This is a genomic window from Chryseobacterium arthrosphaerae (genome assembly GCF_001684965.1).
GTDB lineage: Bacteria > Bacteroidota > Bacteroidia > Flavobacteriales > Weeksellaceae > Chryseobacterium > Chryseobacterium arthrosphaerae.
Window position 1 is genome coordinate 715845 of sequence record NZ_MAYG01000012.1, and the last position, 16014, is coordinate 731858.

The 16014-nt window shown below is 37.7% G+C and carries 17 protein-coding genes; 13 read left to right on the forward strand and 4 right to left on the reverse strand.

The genetic code is table 11. From position 1 onward, the window contains the following. Positions 1-3 precede the first annotated feature (3 nt). From BBI00_RS18665 to BBI00_RS18690, 5 genes are all read left to right on the forward strand, one after another. The gene (locus BBI00_RS18665) at positions 4-780 is read left to right on the forward strand and encodes a hypothetical protein (RefSeq protein ID WP_065400332.1); all 777 of its coding nucleotides are present in this window, start codon (positions 4-6) and stop codon (positions 778-780) included. Between the two features lie 599 nt (positions 781-1379). Then, the gene (locus BBI00_RS18675) at positions 1380-2168 is read left to right on the forward strand and encodes a sensor histidine kinase (RefSeq protein WP_065400334.1); all 789 of its coding nucleotides are present in this window, start codon (positions 1380-1382) and stop codon (positions 2166-2168) included. Between the two features lie 106 nt (positions 2169-2274). Next, positions 2275-2583: a hypothetical protein gene (locus tag BBI00_RS18680; protein WP_065400335.1), complete on the forward strand. Its 309-nt coding sequence runs from the start codon at positions 2275-2277 to the stop codon at positions 2581-2583. Between the two features lie 280 nt (positions 2584-2863). Continuing rightward, on the forward strand, positions 2864-4156 hold the full coding sequence (gene eno / locus BBI00_RS18685; RefSeq protein WP_065400336.1) for a phosphopyruvate hydratase: 1293 nt from the start codon (positions 2864-2866) through the stop codon (positions 4154-4156). Positions 4157-4240: 84 nt separating this feature from the next. After that, positions 4241-5527 (forward strand): citrate synthase, encoded by a 1287-nt coding sequence (locus BBI00_RS18690; protein ID WP_065400337.1) that lies wholly within the window; start codon positions 4241-4243, stop codon positions 5525-5527. A gap of 48 nt (positions 5528-5575) precedes the next feature. Here BBI00_RS18690 and BBI00_RS18695 read toward each other — a convergent pair whose 3' ends face one another. Next, entirely contained in the window at positions 5576-6394 is an 819-nt protein-coding gene (locus BBI00_RS18695) for an alpha/beta hydrolase (protein WP_065400338.1), read from the reverse strand. 76 nt (positions 6395-6470) lie between these two features. On the opposite strand from BBI00_RS18695, the gene BBI00_RS18700 reads away from it, so the two are divergent. From BBI00_RS18700 to BBI00_RS18710, 3 genes are all read left to right on the forward strand, one after another. Further along, positions 6471-6848, forward strand: coding sequence for a winged helix-turn-helix transcriptional regulator (locus BBI00_RS18700; RefSeq protein ID WP_065400339.1), 378 nt, complete (start codon positions 6471-6473; stop codon positions 6846-6848). A 152-nt stretch (positions 6849-7000) separates the two neighbouring features. Then, the gene (locus BBI00_RS18705; RefSeq protein ID WP_065400340.1) at positions 7001-8062 is read left to right on the forward strand and encodes a helix-turn-helix domain-containing protein; all 1062 of its coding nucleotides are present in this window, start codon (positions 7001-7003) and stop codon (positions 8060-8062) included. A 79-nt stretch (positions 8063-8141) separates the two neighbouring features. After that, positions 8142-10316, forward strand: coding sequence for an outer membrane beta-barrel family protein (locus BBI00_RS18710; RefSeq protein ID WP_065400341.1), 2175 nt, complete (start codon positions 8142-8144; stop codon positions 10314-10316). A 36-nt stretch (positions 10317-10352) separates the two neighbouring features. Here BBI00_RS18710 and BBI00_RS23420 read toward each other — a convergent pair whose 3' ends face one another. The 3 genes from BBI00_RS23420 to BBI00_RS18715 all read right to left on the reverse strand — a co-directional run bounded on the left by BBI00_RS23420 (position 10353) and on the right by BBI00_RS18715 (position 11743). Further along, positions 10353-10517: a hypothetical protein gene (locus BBI00_RS23420; protein ID WP_165602559.1), complete on the reverse strand. Its 165-nt coding sequence runs from the start codon at positions 10515-10517 to the stop codon at positions 10353-10355. A gap of 282 nt (positions 10518-10799) precedes the next feature. After that, on the reverse strand, positions 10800-10967 hold the full coding sequence (locus BBI00_RS23425; protein WP_165602560.1) for a hypothetical protein: 168 nt from the start codon (positions 10965-10967) through the stop codon (positions 10800-10802). Between the two features lie 278 nt (positions 10968-11245). Continuing rightward, complete coding sequence (locus BBI00_RS18715) at positions 11246-11743, reverse strand: hypothetical protein (protein WP_065400342.1); 498 nt, start codon at positions 11741-11743, stop codon at positions 11246-11248. Positions 11744-12031: 288 nt separating this feature from the next. On the opposite strand from BBI00_RS18715, the gene BBI00_RS18720 reads away from it, so the two are divergent. The 5 genes from BBI00_RS18720 (at position 12032) to BBI00_RS18740 (ending at position 16012) form a co-directional block, all read left to right on the forward strand. Beyond that, positions 12032-12946 carry a dimethylarginine dimethylaminohydrolase family protein gene (locus BBI00_RS18720; protein WP_065400343.1) on the forward strand — a complete coding sequence of 305 codons (915 nt, stop codon included), beginning with the start codon at positions 12032-12034 and terminating at the stop codon, positions 12944-12946. A 98-nt stretch (positions 12947-13044) separates the two neighbouring features. Further along, positions 13045-13968, forward strand: coding sequence for a citrulline utilization hydrolase CtlX (ctlX, locus tag BBI00_RS18725; RefSeq protein WP_065400344.1), 924 nt, complete (start codon positions 13045-13047; stop codon positions 13966-13968). A gap of 20 nt (positions 13969-13988) precedes the next feature. Beyond that, complete coding sequence (locus tag BBI00_RS18730) at positions 13989-14348, forward strand: S-adenosylmethionine decarboxylase family protein (protein WP_065400345.1); 360 nt, start codon at positions 13989-13991, stop codon at positions 14346-14348. Positions 14349-14351: 3 nt separating this feature from the next. After that, positions 14352-15809, forward strand: coding sequence for a DUF4178 domain-containing protein (locus BBI00_RS18735; protein WP_065400346.1), 1458 nt, complete (start codon positions 14352-14354; stop codon positions 15807-15809). Next, positions 15806-16012: a hypothetical protein gene (locus BBI00_RS18740; protein ID WP_228394795.1), complete on the forward strand. Its 207-nt coding sequence runs from the start codon at positions 15806-15808 to the stop codon at positions 16010-16012. The genes BBI00_RS18735 and BBI00_RS18740 overlap by 4 nt, the downstream gene beginning before the upstream one ends. Positions 16013-16014: the final 2 nt, after the last annotated feature.

Sequence of the window (16014 nt, forward strand, 5' to 3'; positions counted from 1 at the left end):
ACCATGAGTACAAAAAATCTAAAACTTACTGCAGACCACATTGACTGGAGTAAAATGAAAGTGTATGAGCAATCAGAGACGGGGATAAAAACAGATAATATCCTTTCTGAAACAAAAGGAAACTTTAATAAAGGCTTCCCTGGTGTAAACCATCAGCAACTAAACGAACTTATAAAAACGGATCCTCCTGTAACAGATAATAACCTTATGAAAGCGGCCGATGCGCCCGGGATGATTAATAAGTTTTACACCTGCGTGTCTGATAGTTATGAAAAGCGTTTCCTGATCACAGAAACCGTTCTTAAAGATATTTTCAATAATGTAAATGAAGCTTATATCTTTTTAGGAGAGATTGAGAATGAGGGTCTGATTTTCATGTGGCAGGATTCCAAAGAAGATCAGTACTATATTGTAAACAACTGTGATTCTAAAATAAGTATAACAGAACAGGAGTTTTTAGACCATAAAGAATTTTATGCCAGAAATCTGAAGGGTATATTAGATACTTATATTCCCGAAGGAGATCCTAATCCCGGAAATACAAAGCGCTTTATTGTAAGAGATGGAGTTTATCAGGAATTTTTAAGACAGTCTGCAAAAGAACCTTTATTAACTTTTGTAGTTTCTTTTTACCCTGCAATGCATCTGATAAATGAAATATATTATAATAGGTTGACCTTTATTATGGTGGTAGAAAAATATGTTGATGGTGAATTGAAACCTGCTGATGATACCGCATTATATGACAGAAACGGACTTTGTCCTCCAGGAAACTGTTAAAAAATGACAATACCTGATATCATATATTATACTGTAATCAATACAAATTTTATTGTTTCCATAGCGTATAAAAGGCTGTGGAAACAATTTTTTTTTCTTTATTTCGGGGTGACTGTTGGGGCCGAAATATTAATTACGGCTAAAGCTGACTTTATTACAGCAAGAATATACAACTACTTAGACCTGTTTTGTATTGGCTATTTCGGATATATTTATTACAGAGAAACCGGAAATAGTATGGTGATTAAGATAACAGCATCTGTTTTTCTGCTGTTAAGCAGCCTGTTTATTTTTATTTCCGAAACCGACTATTCTATCATGACAGGATATCTGTATTGTCTGTTCCTCATTTTTATTTCATTGTTCTGGCTATACAGGAAAATTTCCAGGACAGATGAAGACGGAAATATTTTAAACCAACGGTTCTTCTGGCTAAGCAGTTCACTGTTATTCTGGGCCGTATTTTACATTTTCAGAATGCTTCCCATGTATTTTTTTAATACTACAGACCGCAGTTTTTTGATGGAGATTGCTAAGGTTTTTACATTCATTAATATCATAACTTATTTGCTGTTCTTACGCAGCTTATTTTGCAGGCAATGAAAAATCTTCCTATAGAATTAAAGATAGTGTATATCACGGCAATCATTGTAATGATGCTATTTGTAGGCTTCATTATTTTCGTTGTTGTGGTGTATAACAGAAAGCAATTGCTGAACTTAAAGGAAAAGCAGCTCAAAGAAGCCGAGTACCAAAACCAGCTCCTCCAGAAAGAACTCGAAAAACAGAAAATGCTGGAACATGAGCGGGAACGCATCTCACATGATATGCATGACGACCTTGGTGCAGGAATTTCGGCATTGAAGCTTCAGGCAGAATTTCTAAGGCAAAGGGCAGAAGATATAGAACTACAGAAAGACATTGACGAAATGCTGAAAACTTCTGAGGAAATGAATATCTCTATGCGGGAGATGCTCTGGAGCCTGAATTCCGGAAACGACACTTTGGGGAGTTTTACTGATTATGCAATATTATATGCGGGAAACTTCCTTAAAAAAACAAAAATCATATTACGCTCCGAATGTGAAGATATTATTACGGAAACTCCTGTTTCTACTGAGCAGAGAAGAAATATGTTCCTATGCCTGAAAGAAGCGGTTAACAATGCTTATAAACATAGCCAGGCAGATCAGCTTAAGCTTACATTTTCTCAGAATGCAAATGTTTTTATCATGAAAATTTCAGATAATGGAAAAGGAATTCCTGAAGAATGCCAGAAAGGGAACGGCCTCAGGAACATGAAAAAAAGAATGGATGAGCTGAACGGTGAATGCGGAATATTGTCTGAAAAGCCGGGAACCAGTCTGTTCTTCAAAATAACATTATAAATCATTACCTGTTTTCCCGGAAGTATCACCTTCCTGGAAATCACCCGTTTGGGTAATTGACCTCTATGCTTTTTTGGCGGAACTTTATACTATAAAACTGATAGCCATGAAAGCTTCAACAAACGGAGGGATTCAGTATGTAAGACCCCTTGCCGGCAGAAATAGCATAAACCAGGGAAATAAAAGCCACAGACTTATTCGCCCCCATGTTCCTCCAAGAGATGATATCTGGATCTGCCGCTCGATTGTGATTATCCTGGGGCTGGTGATACTGATGATTATTACAGGAATTTTTGCGCTTTGCATAAAAGGGGACAGTATCAAAATTGAAGTGATCACCATCTGTACAGCGATCTCATCCGGAGCCATCGGTACTCTGGCCGGATTGCTGGCTCCGTCACCCAACAGGCAGTAGCCTGATCATTGAAAACTAATAACCGGAATATCTTTAAAATTATCAGTGAATTTTAAAGAGCAGCTTCTCCAATTATTCAGAAATAGTGGAGAAGTTTTTATATGAAAACGGATATTTCAAAACCAAAGATTTCAACAGGTTTTTTGGGGATACAATTACCGCGTTTATCATAATATAAATTAACTAAAATTTAACTCGCATTTATTTTAAAAAGATGCCGCTTCAATACCCCTAAAAGTTAAATTTTGATTAAATTTGTCTAAACTAAAAAAAATAAAAAATGAGTGCAATTTCTTACATAGAAGCAAGACAGATTTTAGATTCCAGAGGTAATCCTACCATTGAAGTAGATGTATTTACAGAAAACGGTGCTATGGGCCGTGCAGCTGTTCCTTCAGGAGCATCTACAGGGGAACACGAAGCCGTAGAATTACGTGACGGAGGTTCAGAATACCAGGGGAAAGGAGTTTTAAAAGCTGTTGAAAATGTAAAAGAAGTAATTGCAGAGAACTTAGTTGGTCAGCCGGTTTTCGAACAAAACTATATCGATCAGATCATGATTGATCTTGATGGTACACCTAACAAAGGAAACCTTGGGGCTAACGCTATTCTTGGTGTTTCTTTGGCGGTAGCCAGAGCTGCAGCTGCAGAACTGGGAATGCCTTTATACAAATATGTAGGTGGAGTAAATGCCAACACACTTCCTGTTCCAATGATGAACGTAATCAACGGTGGTTCTCACTCAGATGCGCCTATCGCATTCCAGGAATTTATGATCATGCCGGTAAAAGCTGATTCTTTCTCTCACGCTTTGAGAAAAGGAACTGAAATTTTCCACAATCTTAAATCAATCCTTAAAGGAAGAGGCCTTTCTACAGCTGTAGGAGATGAAGGAGGTTTTGCTCCAACGTTCAACGGAACCGAAGATGCTTTGGATACTCTACTTCAGGCCATCGAAAAAGCAGGATACAAGCCTGGTGATGACATCATGCTGGCATTAGACTGTGCCGCTTCAGAATTCTACAAAGACGGAACTTACGATTACAGAAAATTCGAAGGTGACAAAGGAGCTCACAGATCAAGAGAAGAGCAGGTTTCTTACCTTGCCGAATTGGCCAATAAATATCCGATCATCTCTATCGAAGACGGTATGCAGGAAGATGATTGGGAAGGTTGGAAAATGTTAACGGATAAAATCGGTGACAGAGTGCAGTTGGTAGGTGATGATTTATTCGTAACCAACGTAGACAGATTGTCAAGAGGAGTACAAGAAGGTATTGCCAACTCAATCCTTGTAAAAGTAAACCAGATCGGTTCACTTTCTGAAACAATGGCGGCTGTACAGATGGCTCAGAACAACAAGTTCACTTCCGTAATGTCTCACAGATCCGGAGAAACTGAAGATTCCACTATTGCTGATTTGGCAGTAGCGATGAACTGCGGACAGATCAAAACCGGTTCAGCTTCAAGATCAGACAGAATGGCGAAATACAACCAGCTGTTAAGAATTGAAGAAGCTCTTGGTGAAACTGCAATTTTCCCAGGTTTAGAAGCATTTAAAATTAAAAGATAATTGAATTTATAAATAACGGCAAGCGATAATTTTTGTTTGCCGTATTTTATGGAAAGTGGTATATTTAAAAAAAATAAATAAATAATGTCAGACAACAAAGTAATATTGAATTACGACGGTAATTCATATGAATATCCAATCGTGGATAGTACTATCGGAGACAGAGGGATTGATATTTCAAAATTAAGAGACCAGACAGGTTTGATCACTCTGGATTTAGGTTATAAAAATACAGGAGCTACTATTAGCGACATCACTTACTTAGACGGAGATAAAGGAGAATTATTCTACAGAGGTTATCCAATCGAGCAGATTGCAGAGAAATCTAACTTCACAGAAGTAATGTATCTTTTATTACATGGAGAATTACCTACTCAGGATCAATTTACTTCTTTCGACAACAATATCAAAAAATATAACTTCATCGCAGATGAGATGAAAAAGATCATCGATGTTTTTCCTCGTTCTGCTCACCCTATGGGAGTTTTATCTTCTTTAACTTCTGCTTTGACAGCTTTCAACCCAAAAGCCGTTAACGTAAACTCTAAAGAAGAAATGGATCACGCTGCTGAGCTGATGATCGCTAAGTTCTCTCACCTTTGTGCATGGACTTACAGAAAAACTCAAGGTTTACCATTGAACCACGGAGATAACAACCTGAACTACGTAGAAAACTTCTACAAAATGGCATTCAGATTACCAAACGCAGATTTCGAAATCGATCCGGTAGTTGTAAATGCTTTAGATAAATTATTAATCCTTCACGCTGACCACGAGCAAAACTGTTCTACTTCTACAGTAAGAATGGTAGGTTCTGCTCACACAGGTCTTTTTGCTTCCATCTCTGCTGGGGTATCTGCACTTTGGGGACCACTTCACGGTGGTGCTAACCAGGCAGTAATCGAAATGCTTGAGCTTATCGAAAAAGATGGTGGTGATGTATCCAAATACGTTGCTAAAGCTAAAGATAAGAGTGATAACTTCCGTTTGATGGGATTCGGACACAGAGTATACAAAAACTTCGACCCAAGAGCAAAAATCATCAAGAAAGCTGCTGACGATATCCTTACTGCACTGGGTATTCAGGATAAAGCTCTTGACATCGCAATGCAGTTAGAAAGAGTAGCTCTTGAAGACGAATACTTCGTAGAAAGAAAACTATATCCAAACGTAGACTTCTACTCAGGAATTATCTACAGAGCATTAGGAATTCCTACAGAAATGTTTACCGTAATGTTTGCATTAGGAAGACTTCCGGGATGGATTTCTCAGTGGAAAGAAATGAGACTGAAAGGAGACCCGATCGGAAGACCAAGACAGGTTTACCAGGGTGCTCAGCAAAGAAACTACATCGATATCGCAAGCAGATAATATTTGCTTCTACCATATCAAAATCCCAAAGCCTGCTTTGGGATTTTTTTATTTAAAATGTTGCCTGAAAAAAATAAAATGATGTTCAATAGAGTTTCTCCAATATTCTGTATTATGATTCCCGGGCTGGGAAATAAATGTAATGGGAATATTGAGGCTATCGGCAATATCTCTGATTTCAACAGTGGAAGGATAAAGTATATCTTCCGAGCCGCAGTCTATTAGAAAAGGCTTTCCTTTATTATAGGTTTTTAAAAGTGTTGAAATATTATACTGTTTCCATTCTTTCGGTGAACCTAATATTTTGTTTAGGTCATCCGTAATCCTTGTTGTAGTAAAGAACTGCAGGCTCGCACTCTTCATCATGTCAGGATCCAGAGAAAAAGCGCCACTAGTACTTCCTGCGGTATTAAAATAATCCTGATGAAGTAAAAAATACCGGATAGCCCCATATCCTCCCATGCTTAGCCCGCTGATGAAAATATTCTTTTTGTCAATGCTGTAGTTTTTATGAACCTGGGGAACCAGTTCCTTAAAAAAGAAATCCTCAGCTCTTGCCCCCTTATTATAAGGACTGTTTATATACCATGTAGTAAATCCGTCCGGGCATACAATAATCATTTTATACTGATCAGAAAATTTCTGCAGGTCTGTTGTCCGGGACCATTGACGGTAATTTTCACTATACCCGTGTAATAAATAGACTAATGGATATTTCTCTGTCTTTTTATAAGCCTGGGGTTTAAAAATAAATACCGTATCCGGCTTTGACATAAACCCGGATTTCAGAATCCATCTTTCCTGTGCCTGGAACAGCTGCAGGCTTATTGCAAGACCGATAATCAACAGAATGCTTTTTGTACTCATAATTTTGTAATTTTAATGTAAATTTCTGCAGGCTGTCTGTGAATTACAATAACGAACAAAATTGTGAGTGATCATTATGAGAAAAGAAACTTCAACCAATGCGGCAAACGAACAGTTTCTGTTCGGTATTTGTGAACTGAATTCTGCAGTAAGTATTATCAGAGGACGCTGGAAATCACAGATTATTTATTCAATTTCGGAGGGGAATAACCGGTTTCATCTTTTGAAGAAAGAACTTCCTAATATTTCTGAACAGGTTTTAGGGAGACAACTTAAAGAATTGGAAACGCATAAACTTATCATTAAAAAAGAAATTCCCGGTACCGTTCCTGTGGGAATAGAATATATACTGACAAACAAAGGGCAGGATCTTATTCCGATTCTGAAAAACTTATGTGAATGGGGCAAAGAATATGCAGATGGCAAAGAGATCATCATCTGCAATATTTCTTAGAAAAAAATGTATATGGTGTTGAAATTGAATTCAATAATTTATTAATTTTACTTTTATGAAATTATTGATATGATCAAACCGGATGACTGAATAACAGATGAAAGAACTGTGCATCATTGGTTTTCATAACAAAAATAAGTAAGTAAATTATTATGACTTTCGGACAACAGATGCTATTTTTCTTCAGTGCAGTAGGAGCTTTCAACGGGCTTCTTCTGGGAATCTATCTGCTGTTTGTAAAGAAGTTGAAATATATACCTGACTTTTTTCTCGGGCTGTTGTTACTTATGCTAAGCTTAAGAGTCGGAATTTCAGTAGGCATTTATTTTTATCCTGATCTTCCGAGGCTTATTCCGCATTTGGGTTTGTCAGCATTGTTTTTTACCGGGCCTGCTCTGTATTTTTATGTGAAATCTTCCTTTCAGCAGGAACATTTTGATCTGAAAAACTGTCGCCGGCTATTTGGAATACTCACATTAATCTTAGGTATTGTCGGGCTGCTTTATCTGTTCTTTCCGGTCACATGGGATCATTATTTCGGAACCTTTATTTATACCGTTTGGTCCATCTTTGTATTTCTTACCGTTTACCAGTATTATTTTTATTCAAAACAGGAGGTCAGAAGCCCTAATCAATTTGTTGTTCCGGTTCTGATCAGTAATGTAATTATATTTCTGACATATCAGCTTATTTCCACAGGTTGGGTCCAGATCTATTGTGCAGGAGGAAGCTTAGTGTTTTCATTTGTGCTGTATGCTAATTTTCTCATTTTATTCAATAAAAAATATCAGCAGGCTCCGGTAAAAGGAACAGAAAGATATTCTAATAAAAAGATTTCGGGGGATCAGGCCAATAGTTTTACCATAAAATTAGAAAGGCTGATGCATGCTGAAGAATTATATAAAAACCCTAATCTGAAACTGAGTGATCTGGCATCCAGAATGAATATATCTGCCCACCAGCTATCCCAGTTGCTGAATGATAATCTGGGCAAAAGCTTTTCTACTTACATTAACGAATACAGGATTGATGAAGCCTGTGAAAAAATTGAAAGCGGGTCTTATTTCAAGATCGAAGAGATTGGCTATGAAGTAGGTTTTAATTCCAAATCTACATTTTTCTCTACTTTCAAGAAAATTAAAAATACAACTCCGCTTTTATACAGACAGGCTCAATCGGCTTCTGATACCAGGTTTCAGAGTTCAGATTTATAATTTTGTACTTCGGTATTTTAACTTCAAAACCTCCTTTTTACGATAACCCGGTACTTTTGACTTCATAAAATTACTATTTATGATCATCAAATTATGGCTGTTATTGCTGCTTCTTTTTTTATCATTTTTTGGAAAAGCACAGCGGGTTACAACAGAAAAGCCAACCGATTCCCTGAAGCATACCAAGGATAAAACTACTGATATTTCAGAAGTCATTATACAGTCTCCCGCGCGAAATGTGAAGTTGAGTGATGGAAATCTGACGGTGGCTGTTTCCGGTAATAAAGATTTTAAAACGTCTGCCAATCTTTTTGAAGTGTTGAGAAAAACACCGGGAGTAATCGTAGACCAGGAAGATGGAATCTTTGTCGGTGGAAGAGTCACTCCTGCGGTATTCATCAATGGAAAATCGGTAGTGCTGGGCACGCAGGAGCTGCAGGCTTATTTGCGTTCTCTGTCACCGGAAATGGTAGAGTCTGTCGAAATAAACACCAATCCATCTTCAAAATATGATGCGGAATTCAAAGGCATTATTGATATTAAACTAAAGAAAAATACCAATCTCGGCTGGAGAGGAACTTATAATGGAAATATCTATATCAATAAATTTAATTACAGAGAAAATACACTAAACCTTTCATATAATACAGAAAAAGTAGCTTATAATCTGCTGATGGGGTACAATGATGGAGTTTCCATATACCGCTATAATGCTTTGCAGCGATTGGCTGATACCAATATCATGCGCACCGGGACCTATCAGGAAGATAAGGGGGCGGTTTACAGCCTTCAGGTTGGTGCAGATTTCAGATTAAACGCTAAAAACAGATTCGGTTTGCATCTGAGAAGTAATTTCAGAGAGAGTGACCGGATCCGTACGGGAACACTGTATACTACTGATAAAAGTGAAACAGAGCTTGTTTTTAGTACCGGAAGTGAAAATCCGATAGATTACTCCCAGAATAATTATGGAATAACTGCTGATTATACTTTTCAACATAATGATTTTAAAATAGGCTTTTTAGGAAACTATCTTTCCGTAGAAAATAAACAGCAGGATGAATTCATCAACAGAGATCAGCCTTCTTCTGAACTTTTATCCTATTGGAAGTCTGACCTTTTCAATAAGATCGATATTTATACAGGGCAGATTGACGGCTCCCGGAAAATCGGAAATGCAGAAATAGAAGCTGGATTTAAATACAGCCATTCAGTTACTCATAATAATATCAGGTATGATACCCTTTCTGTGAACAATCAATTCGTATTCGATCCTACGAGAAGCAATATTTTCTCGTACAGAGAAAAAATCATAGCCGGTTATATCGCTTACAGGCAGAAAATTGGAAAGTTTCAGATGAATGCAGGGATAAGGTTTGAAAACACTCGAAGCATTTCAGATGCCGTGACCATTGATTCCGTTGTTTCGAGAAACTATCTTAAATGGCTGCCGTCTTTCAGTGCAAATTATTCTTCAAATCAATCCAATGAATGGTCTATTTCTTACAGCAGAAAAATAACCAGACCTGTTTTTTCACAGCTTAATCCGTTCCGGTCTTACTTCAGTCCACTGAACTACTGGATCGGAAATCCTTATCTTTTGCCATCCCTTACCAGCCAGATCAAAGCCACTTACCGTTATAAAAACTGGATTACCAGCTTCACTATAGGAAAAGAAAGTGATGTAATGACCCGGTATCCGGTCTATAATCCGGAAACCAATGTCCTGCAATATCTCGGTACCAATCTTCCTTACCGGAAGTTTGCTTCTCTGGAGATCAGCTTTCCGTTAAAAATTACGAAATGGTGGAATGTCAGCAGCCAGTTGGCAGGATATTACAATTATGAATTCAGACCTTATCTTGAAGAAGTCTTTGCACTGGCTGTTTATAATTATGAAATAAGACTAAACCAGGTCTTTACCCTGCCCGAAGGATATACGATCAATCTATTTGCCAGCTATGAATCTAAGACAGGAAACAGCCTTTACATTATTAAACCACGCTATGCCGTAGATCTGTCTGTTCAGAAATTCTGGCTGGATAATAAACTGAATACCAGGCTTGGATATAATAATATTTTTGATTCCAATGATCAGAGTCTTGAGTTCAGGCATAAACAGATCATGGACAACCGCTTTACCCACTGGTGGGACAGCAGCAGGTTTTTCCTCTCACTGAGCTATACTTTTGGAAGCTCAAAGTATCAGGCCAAAGAAACTCAGAGAACAGAAGAAGAAAGCAGGGCAAGATAAAAAAAAACCTGCTTGGGTAAAGCAGGTTTATTATTTTTACGGGCAAACACAGTTACCACAGGTCCAGATTCGGCAGCTGCCATCGTCATTCCACTCACAGCAGTATCTTGGTTTAATGGGACCGATTCCTCCGGTTACTGATTTTTGTTGCTCTCTTCCTAACTTTTGAGCGTGCTTAAGTACTGAATTGCTTTTGTTCATGATTTTGATTTTTGATGTTAATAGTAAGTTTTAAAACAATATAATTTATTACGAATTATATCACTAATATAGGAATTTATTTTATTCTGTAAAAGAAAAATTATCATTATGTATTTGGAATATAATAAGTTGTAGTAAGATCCGTAGAATAGGATAACATTTTTAAATGATATATAGATAACAGGCGGTCACTTTATAATACAGAATAAAGTTGGATGTAGAGGGTGATTCTTGATAAAATAAAAGCCGCTTCAAATTTATGAAACGGCTTTATCAGTATTTTTATGGGCACTGGCATCTGCTGCATATCCATAAGAAACATTTCCCCGTGGTATCATCCCACTCACAGCATATTTTGTTACCTGGCATAAATTCTCCTCCCATTACAGACTTTTGCTGTTCTCTTCCTAATTTTTGTGCATTTTTCAGCACCGGATTTTTCTTGCTCATGACTTTGTTTTTTTGATTGTAAATAGTAAAATTTTTGTTGTATAATTTCTCGAGAATTATGTCACTAATTTATGAATTTAAAGAGGCTTGTGATTTGTTTTCGAGATCTGTATGTAGATGGAAAACAGTTGTTTGTAGGTTGTTGGGATTTCACATTCAATTCAATGAATCAAAGAATTGATTTTTCATATGGCTTTGAACTTATTGGCGATTTTATTACATAAAAAATAAACCCTGCTTACAGAAACAGGGTTTACTCTTATGTGCTGATCACTTCATTAATAGGTTGTGAGCGTAATCTGATAAAGAACAAGGGTATCTGAGTAGATTGCTTTAAGGCGTATTCTGGCCCCTATTGTTGTGATATCTACTTCATTTCCAACATTGGCAGACAGGATCTGTAAATCATTGAAGGTAAACACTCTTGAAATTGGAAGTCCATTCTGAAGCGAGTTCCATGTTACTTTTAAATGGTAAAGTTCGAAGGTCTGGGCTGTAGTCGGGCTGGGAGTAGGAGGAGAAAGAAAAGCGACGGTTGCTCCGTTTGTAATATATTTACTTTCAAGAACAGGAGTTGTCTGGGTAGCGCTGTTGGGAGGTGAAATAATATGGCTGTGACGATCGTAATCGGCCTCTACTTTTATATGATTAGGCGGAAAGCTGTTAAAACCTGCCTCACCAACGTATTTCACACTGAAAGAATTCTGTGCCGATAAACCGGTTACTGATACCACTGTTAATAAAACAGTTAAAAAAAATGTAAGGGTCTTTTTCATAATAATATAAGTTAAAATTAGTACTGCTAATATAATTCTACCCGAAAAGTGAAACCAGCTATACTCAACAAGTACGTACGTTTCAATAGTAAGTGCGTCGCCTAAAATTATAAGTGCGAAACCTCTGGTGGTATTTTCTGCATAAATTGTATTCTGAGGATAAAATAACTGTAAATAAAACCTTCCTCAGAATAACCGGAAAATTGGGCAAAATTATAAGGATAAAGCAATTCAAAAGTTTTCCAGATAGAGACCTTTACTTATATTTGTAGTATTGCATAAATCTTTATGAGACTAAACATTAAAAACGAAACGGGAAGGCTGAGGTCAGTAGTACTAGGCCAGCCTAATTCTTTGGGAGCCGTTCCCACATTAGAGGAAAGTTATGACGCCAAGTCATATTACTCAATCGAACACAATATTTATCCTAAAGAAGAGGATATTATTAATGAAATGAACGCTTTTGAGGCTGTTCTTAAAAAGTATGACGTAGAAGTTCTGCGTCCAAGCATTATTGAAGACTACAATCAGGTTTTTTCAAGAGATGTAGCCTTTGTGATTGACGACAAAATGATCATTTCCAATGTGATCGCAGACAGAGCAGACGAACAGGAAGCCTACAAAAATGTTTTCGAAAAAGTAGCATGGAGAAAAATTATCAATCTTCCGGAAACAGCCCATATTGAAGGGGGAGATGTTATTGTATGGAATGACTTCCTTTTCATCGGAACCTGCTTCAGCGAAGATTACAGAAACTATAAAACGGCGAGAACCAACGAATACGCCATCGAAATTTTAAAAGAATATTTTCCCAAGAAAAGAATCATCGATCTTGAACTGAAGAAAAACGATAAAGTCCCGTTTGAAGGAATTCTGCATCTTGACTGTACCTTCAACCCGGTAGGAGAAGATAAATGCATCATCTATAAAAACGGATTTGTAGATGAAAGTGACTACCGCCTGATCATTGATATTTTCGGAGAAGAAAACTGCTTCCATATCAATGACGAAGAAATGTTTGAAATGTTCCCGAATATTTTTTCCATTTCCCCTGAAGTAGTGGTCTCAGACAAAGCATTTACAAGAATGAACAACCACCTGAGAGAAGTATGGGGAATGACTGTTGAAGAAATTCCTTACAGAGAAATCTCTAAAATGGGCGGATTGCTGAGATGTTCTACCATGCCGCTTGTGAGAGAATAATTGAACGGGAGAGTTTGTGAGTGGTAGAGTTTTAGTGTTTGAGAGTGGAAGGGTTTTAATCTTTCAATCTTCAATCTTTTAATTTTTAAATCAAAAAAATGCAGACAACAGATACAGTACTAATGATAGAGCCGATTGCCTTCGGCTACAACGCAGAAACAGCGAAAAACAATTATTTCCAGGTGGAACAGACAGGTTCTGATATCCAATCCAAAGCACTGGCAGAGTTCAATACCTTTGTAGGAAAGCTGAGAGGAAAAGGAATCAATGTCATTACGATAAAAGATACATTGGATCCTCATACCCCGGATTCTATCTTCCCGAATAACTGGGTAAGCTTCCATAAAGACGGGAAAGTGGTTTTATACCCCATGTTCGCTTCCAACAGAAGAGTGGAGCGAAGAGAAGATATTCTTGAAACTATCGAAAACCTTGGATTTGAAATTGATGAAATTGACGACTGGTCATTCTCTGAAACTCAGGGCCATTTTCTTGAAGGAACAGGCAGTATGATCTTTGATCATGACAATAAAATTGCATACGGTTCGGTTTCTTTAAGGCTGGATGAAAAACTGTTCAGGGAATTCTGTACAAAATATGGCTTCACACCGGTCGTTTTCCATTCTTATCAGACAGTAGGTACAGAAAGACTTCCCATATACCACACTAATGTAATGATGTGCGTTGCAGACCGGTTTGTAGTGATATGTCTTGATTGTATTGATGATGAACTGGAAAGAGAAAAAGTCATTGAAGCCATCAAAAAATCAGGAAAGGAGATTATCGAGATTTCTGAAGATCAGATGCAGCAGTTTGCAGGAAATATGCTTCAGGTTCAGAATAAAGAAGGGGAAAAATTCCTGGTAATGAGCCAGACCGCTTATCAATCTTTAACACAAGAACAAGTGGCAGCCATAGAAAAATACTGTGAAATCATCTATTCAGATCTGAATACGATCGAAGTAAACGGAGGCGGAAGTGCAAGATGTATGCTCGCTGAGGTTTTTCTTCCAAAAAAATAATATATTTACGAAAAAATTAATTGAACCCATTATCAAATAAAGGTTTACATATTCTTCTGACTTTGGAAACAGAGTCAGAAGATTTGTTATTAGACAGCGAAGGTTTTCTGGAATTTACAGAAAGTATCCTGAAAACCAAAGAAGTGGAAATTGTTGGGATTACCAATCATGTTTTTGAAAACCAGAGTTTTACTTCAGCAGTATGCCTGAAAGAATCACATCTTTGTATTCATACGTGGCCGGAATTCAGACAGCTTACCTTTGATGTTTTTCTTTGTAATTATACTCAGGATAACACAGCAAAAGTAGAGCAGATAGCAGATGAGGTCGTTCAATATTTTAAAGCTAATACCATTCAGAAACACAAAATTTACAGATAGAATATGCATTATGTCTGCCCAGCATGCGATTCGGAAAATAAATTAGACCTTACATTTCCTGTCAGGGAATATGTTTGTCAGACCTGTTCTCATCTCATTGATGTAGCATCAAATAACCATGCCAGACATCTGAAAGTGCCCACTGAGAATGTGGTTCTGGATATCGGACAGAAAGGTAAAATAGGAGACACAGAATATACCGTTACCGGAATTATTGTAAGGAAATATGGATCCAGTATTTTCTGGCGCGAATATTACCTTAAAGACAGCAAAGGGAATGATGCCTTTATGAGTGAAAGCGACGGGCATTGGGTATTCCTGATATCAATACCGGCTGATGATTTTAAAAGCAAGGATTCCCAGATAGCGACCTATGCCGGGAGAAATTACCGTTGGTATGAAACTTCCCAATGCAGCATTCACGCTGCAGCAGGTTTTTTTGATGAAAAGCTGGATTTCAGTCTTGCCACCTACAAAGAATACGTCAATGGAACCCGGATGATCTCCCAGGAGAAGACCGGGAAAAACATACAGTATTTCTATGGAGCTCACATTCCCAGGGATAAAGTGAAAAGAGGTTTTAAAATAGCGAATATGCCATTTTATACCGGAATAGGGATCGTTCAGCCCTATTACGTAGATACCCGCCAGGCCATCAATATCTTTTGTATTGCAGCATTGCTGATATGTCTGCTTCAGATGTATGTGTATACTTCAAGAACCAATGAAACCGTTTTTGCAGAGACCATCAATTTCGCTGATGTACAGGATAAGGAAATGGTCAGCAAAAGCTTTACCCTTTCGGGAGGTTCCGCACCATTAAAGGTAAATGCATTTTCAGGAGTGGATAATTCGTGGGCCAATATCCAGCTGAGTCTTGTGAATGAAAAAACCAACGAAATTATTTATACCTCAAGAGATATCGAACAGTATCATGGTTACGAAGAGGGGGAAAGCTGGTCGGAAGGAAGCCAGGCCGAAGAATTTAATCTTTGCGGAGTAAGTTCAGGAAACTATCATTTTCTTATTTCTGCAGAGAAAGAAGGCGCTTTGCCCACCTTTTCCAACCTTCAGTCACCGGATTCAAAAGTGATGATATCACGGGATAAATCAGGGGCCATAGAAATTACCGATACCTATAAAGCCCAGACGACAACCTTTGCAGACGGAAAGACACTGGAAAAAGATACGTCGGAAGTTGCCCGGTTGACAAAGGCGTCTTTCGGTACCCAAAAGCTGGATTCTCTGATTAATGCTGAAGCACCTAAGCTCACTACAGATCCCATTTCAAGCAATACCTATGTACAGCTCAAAGCAACCTGGCTGCCTGTATCATTCTGGAATTTCGGATTTATCTTGTTTATAATGGTTGCCCTTTTTGTAGCAATGCTTATCGGGAAACATTTTTTCAATGTTAAAAAATGGAACAATAGCTCAAATTCACCTTATTCTCCATCATGATGATTACCAATATTTTAGACTATATAAGACAAAACTGGATTCTCTGCCTGCTTGGTGGGTTTTTCCTGTCATGGTTTGTATACCTTACCTATCGTGGAAATCAGGTCTGCGACTGTGCGAAAACAGAAACCTATCGTGACGGAACCACCAGAAGCCATTCCAGAGGAGGTGGAGTAGGATTTTACAGATATTATCACAAATAAAA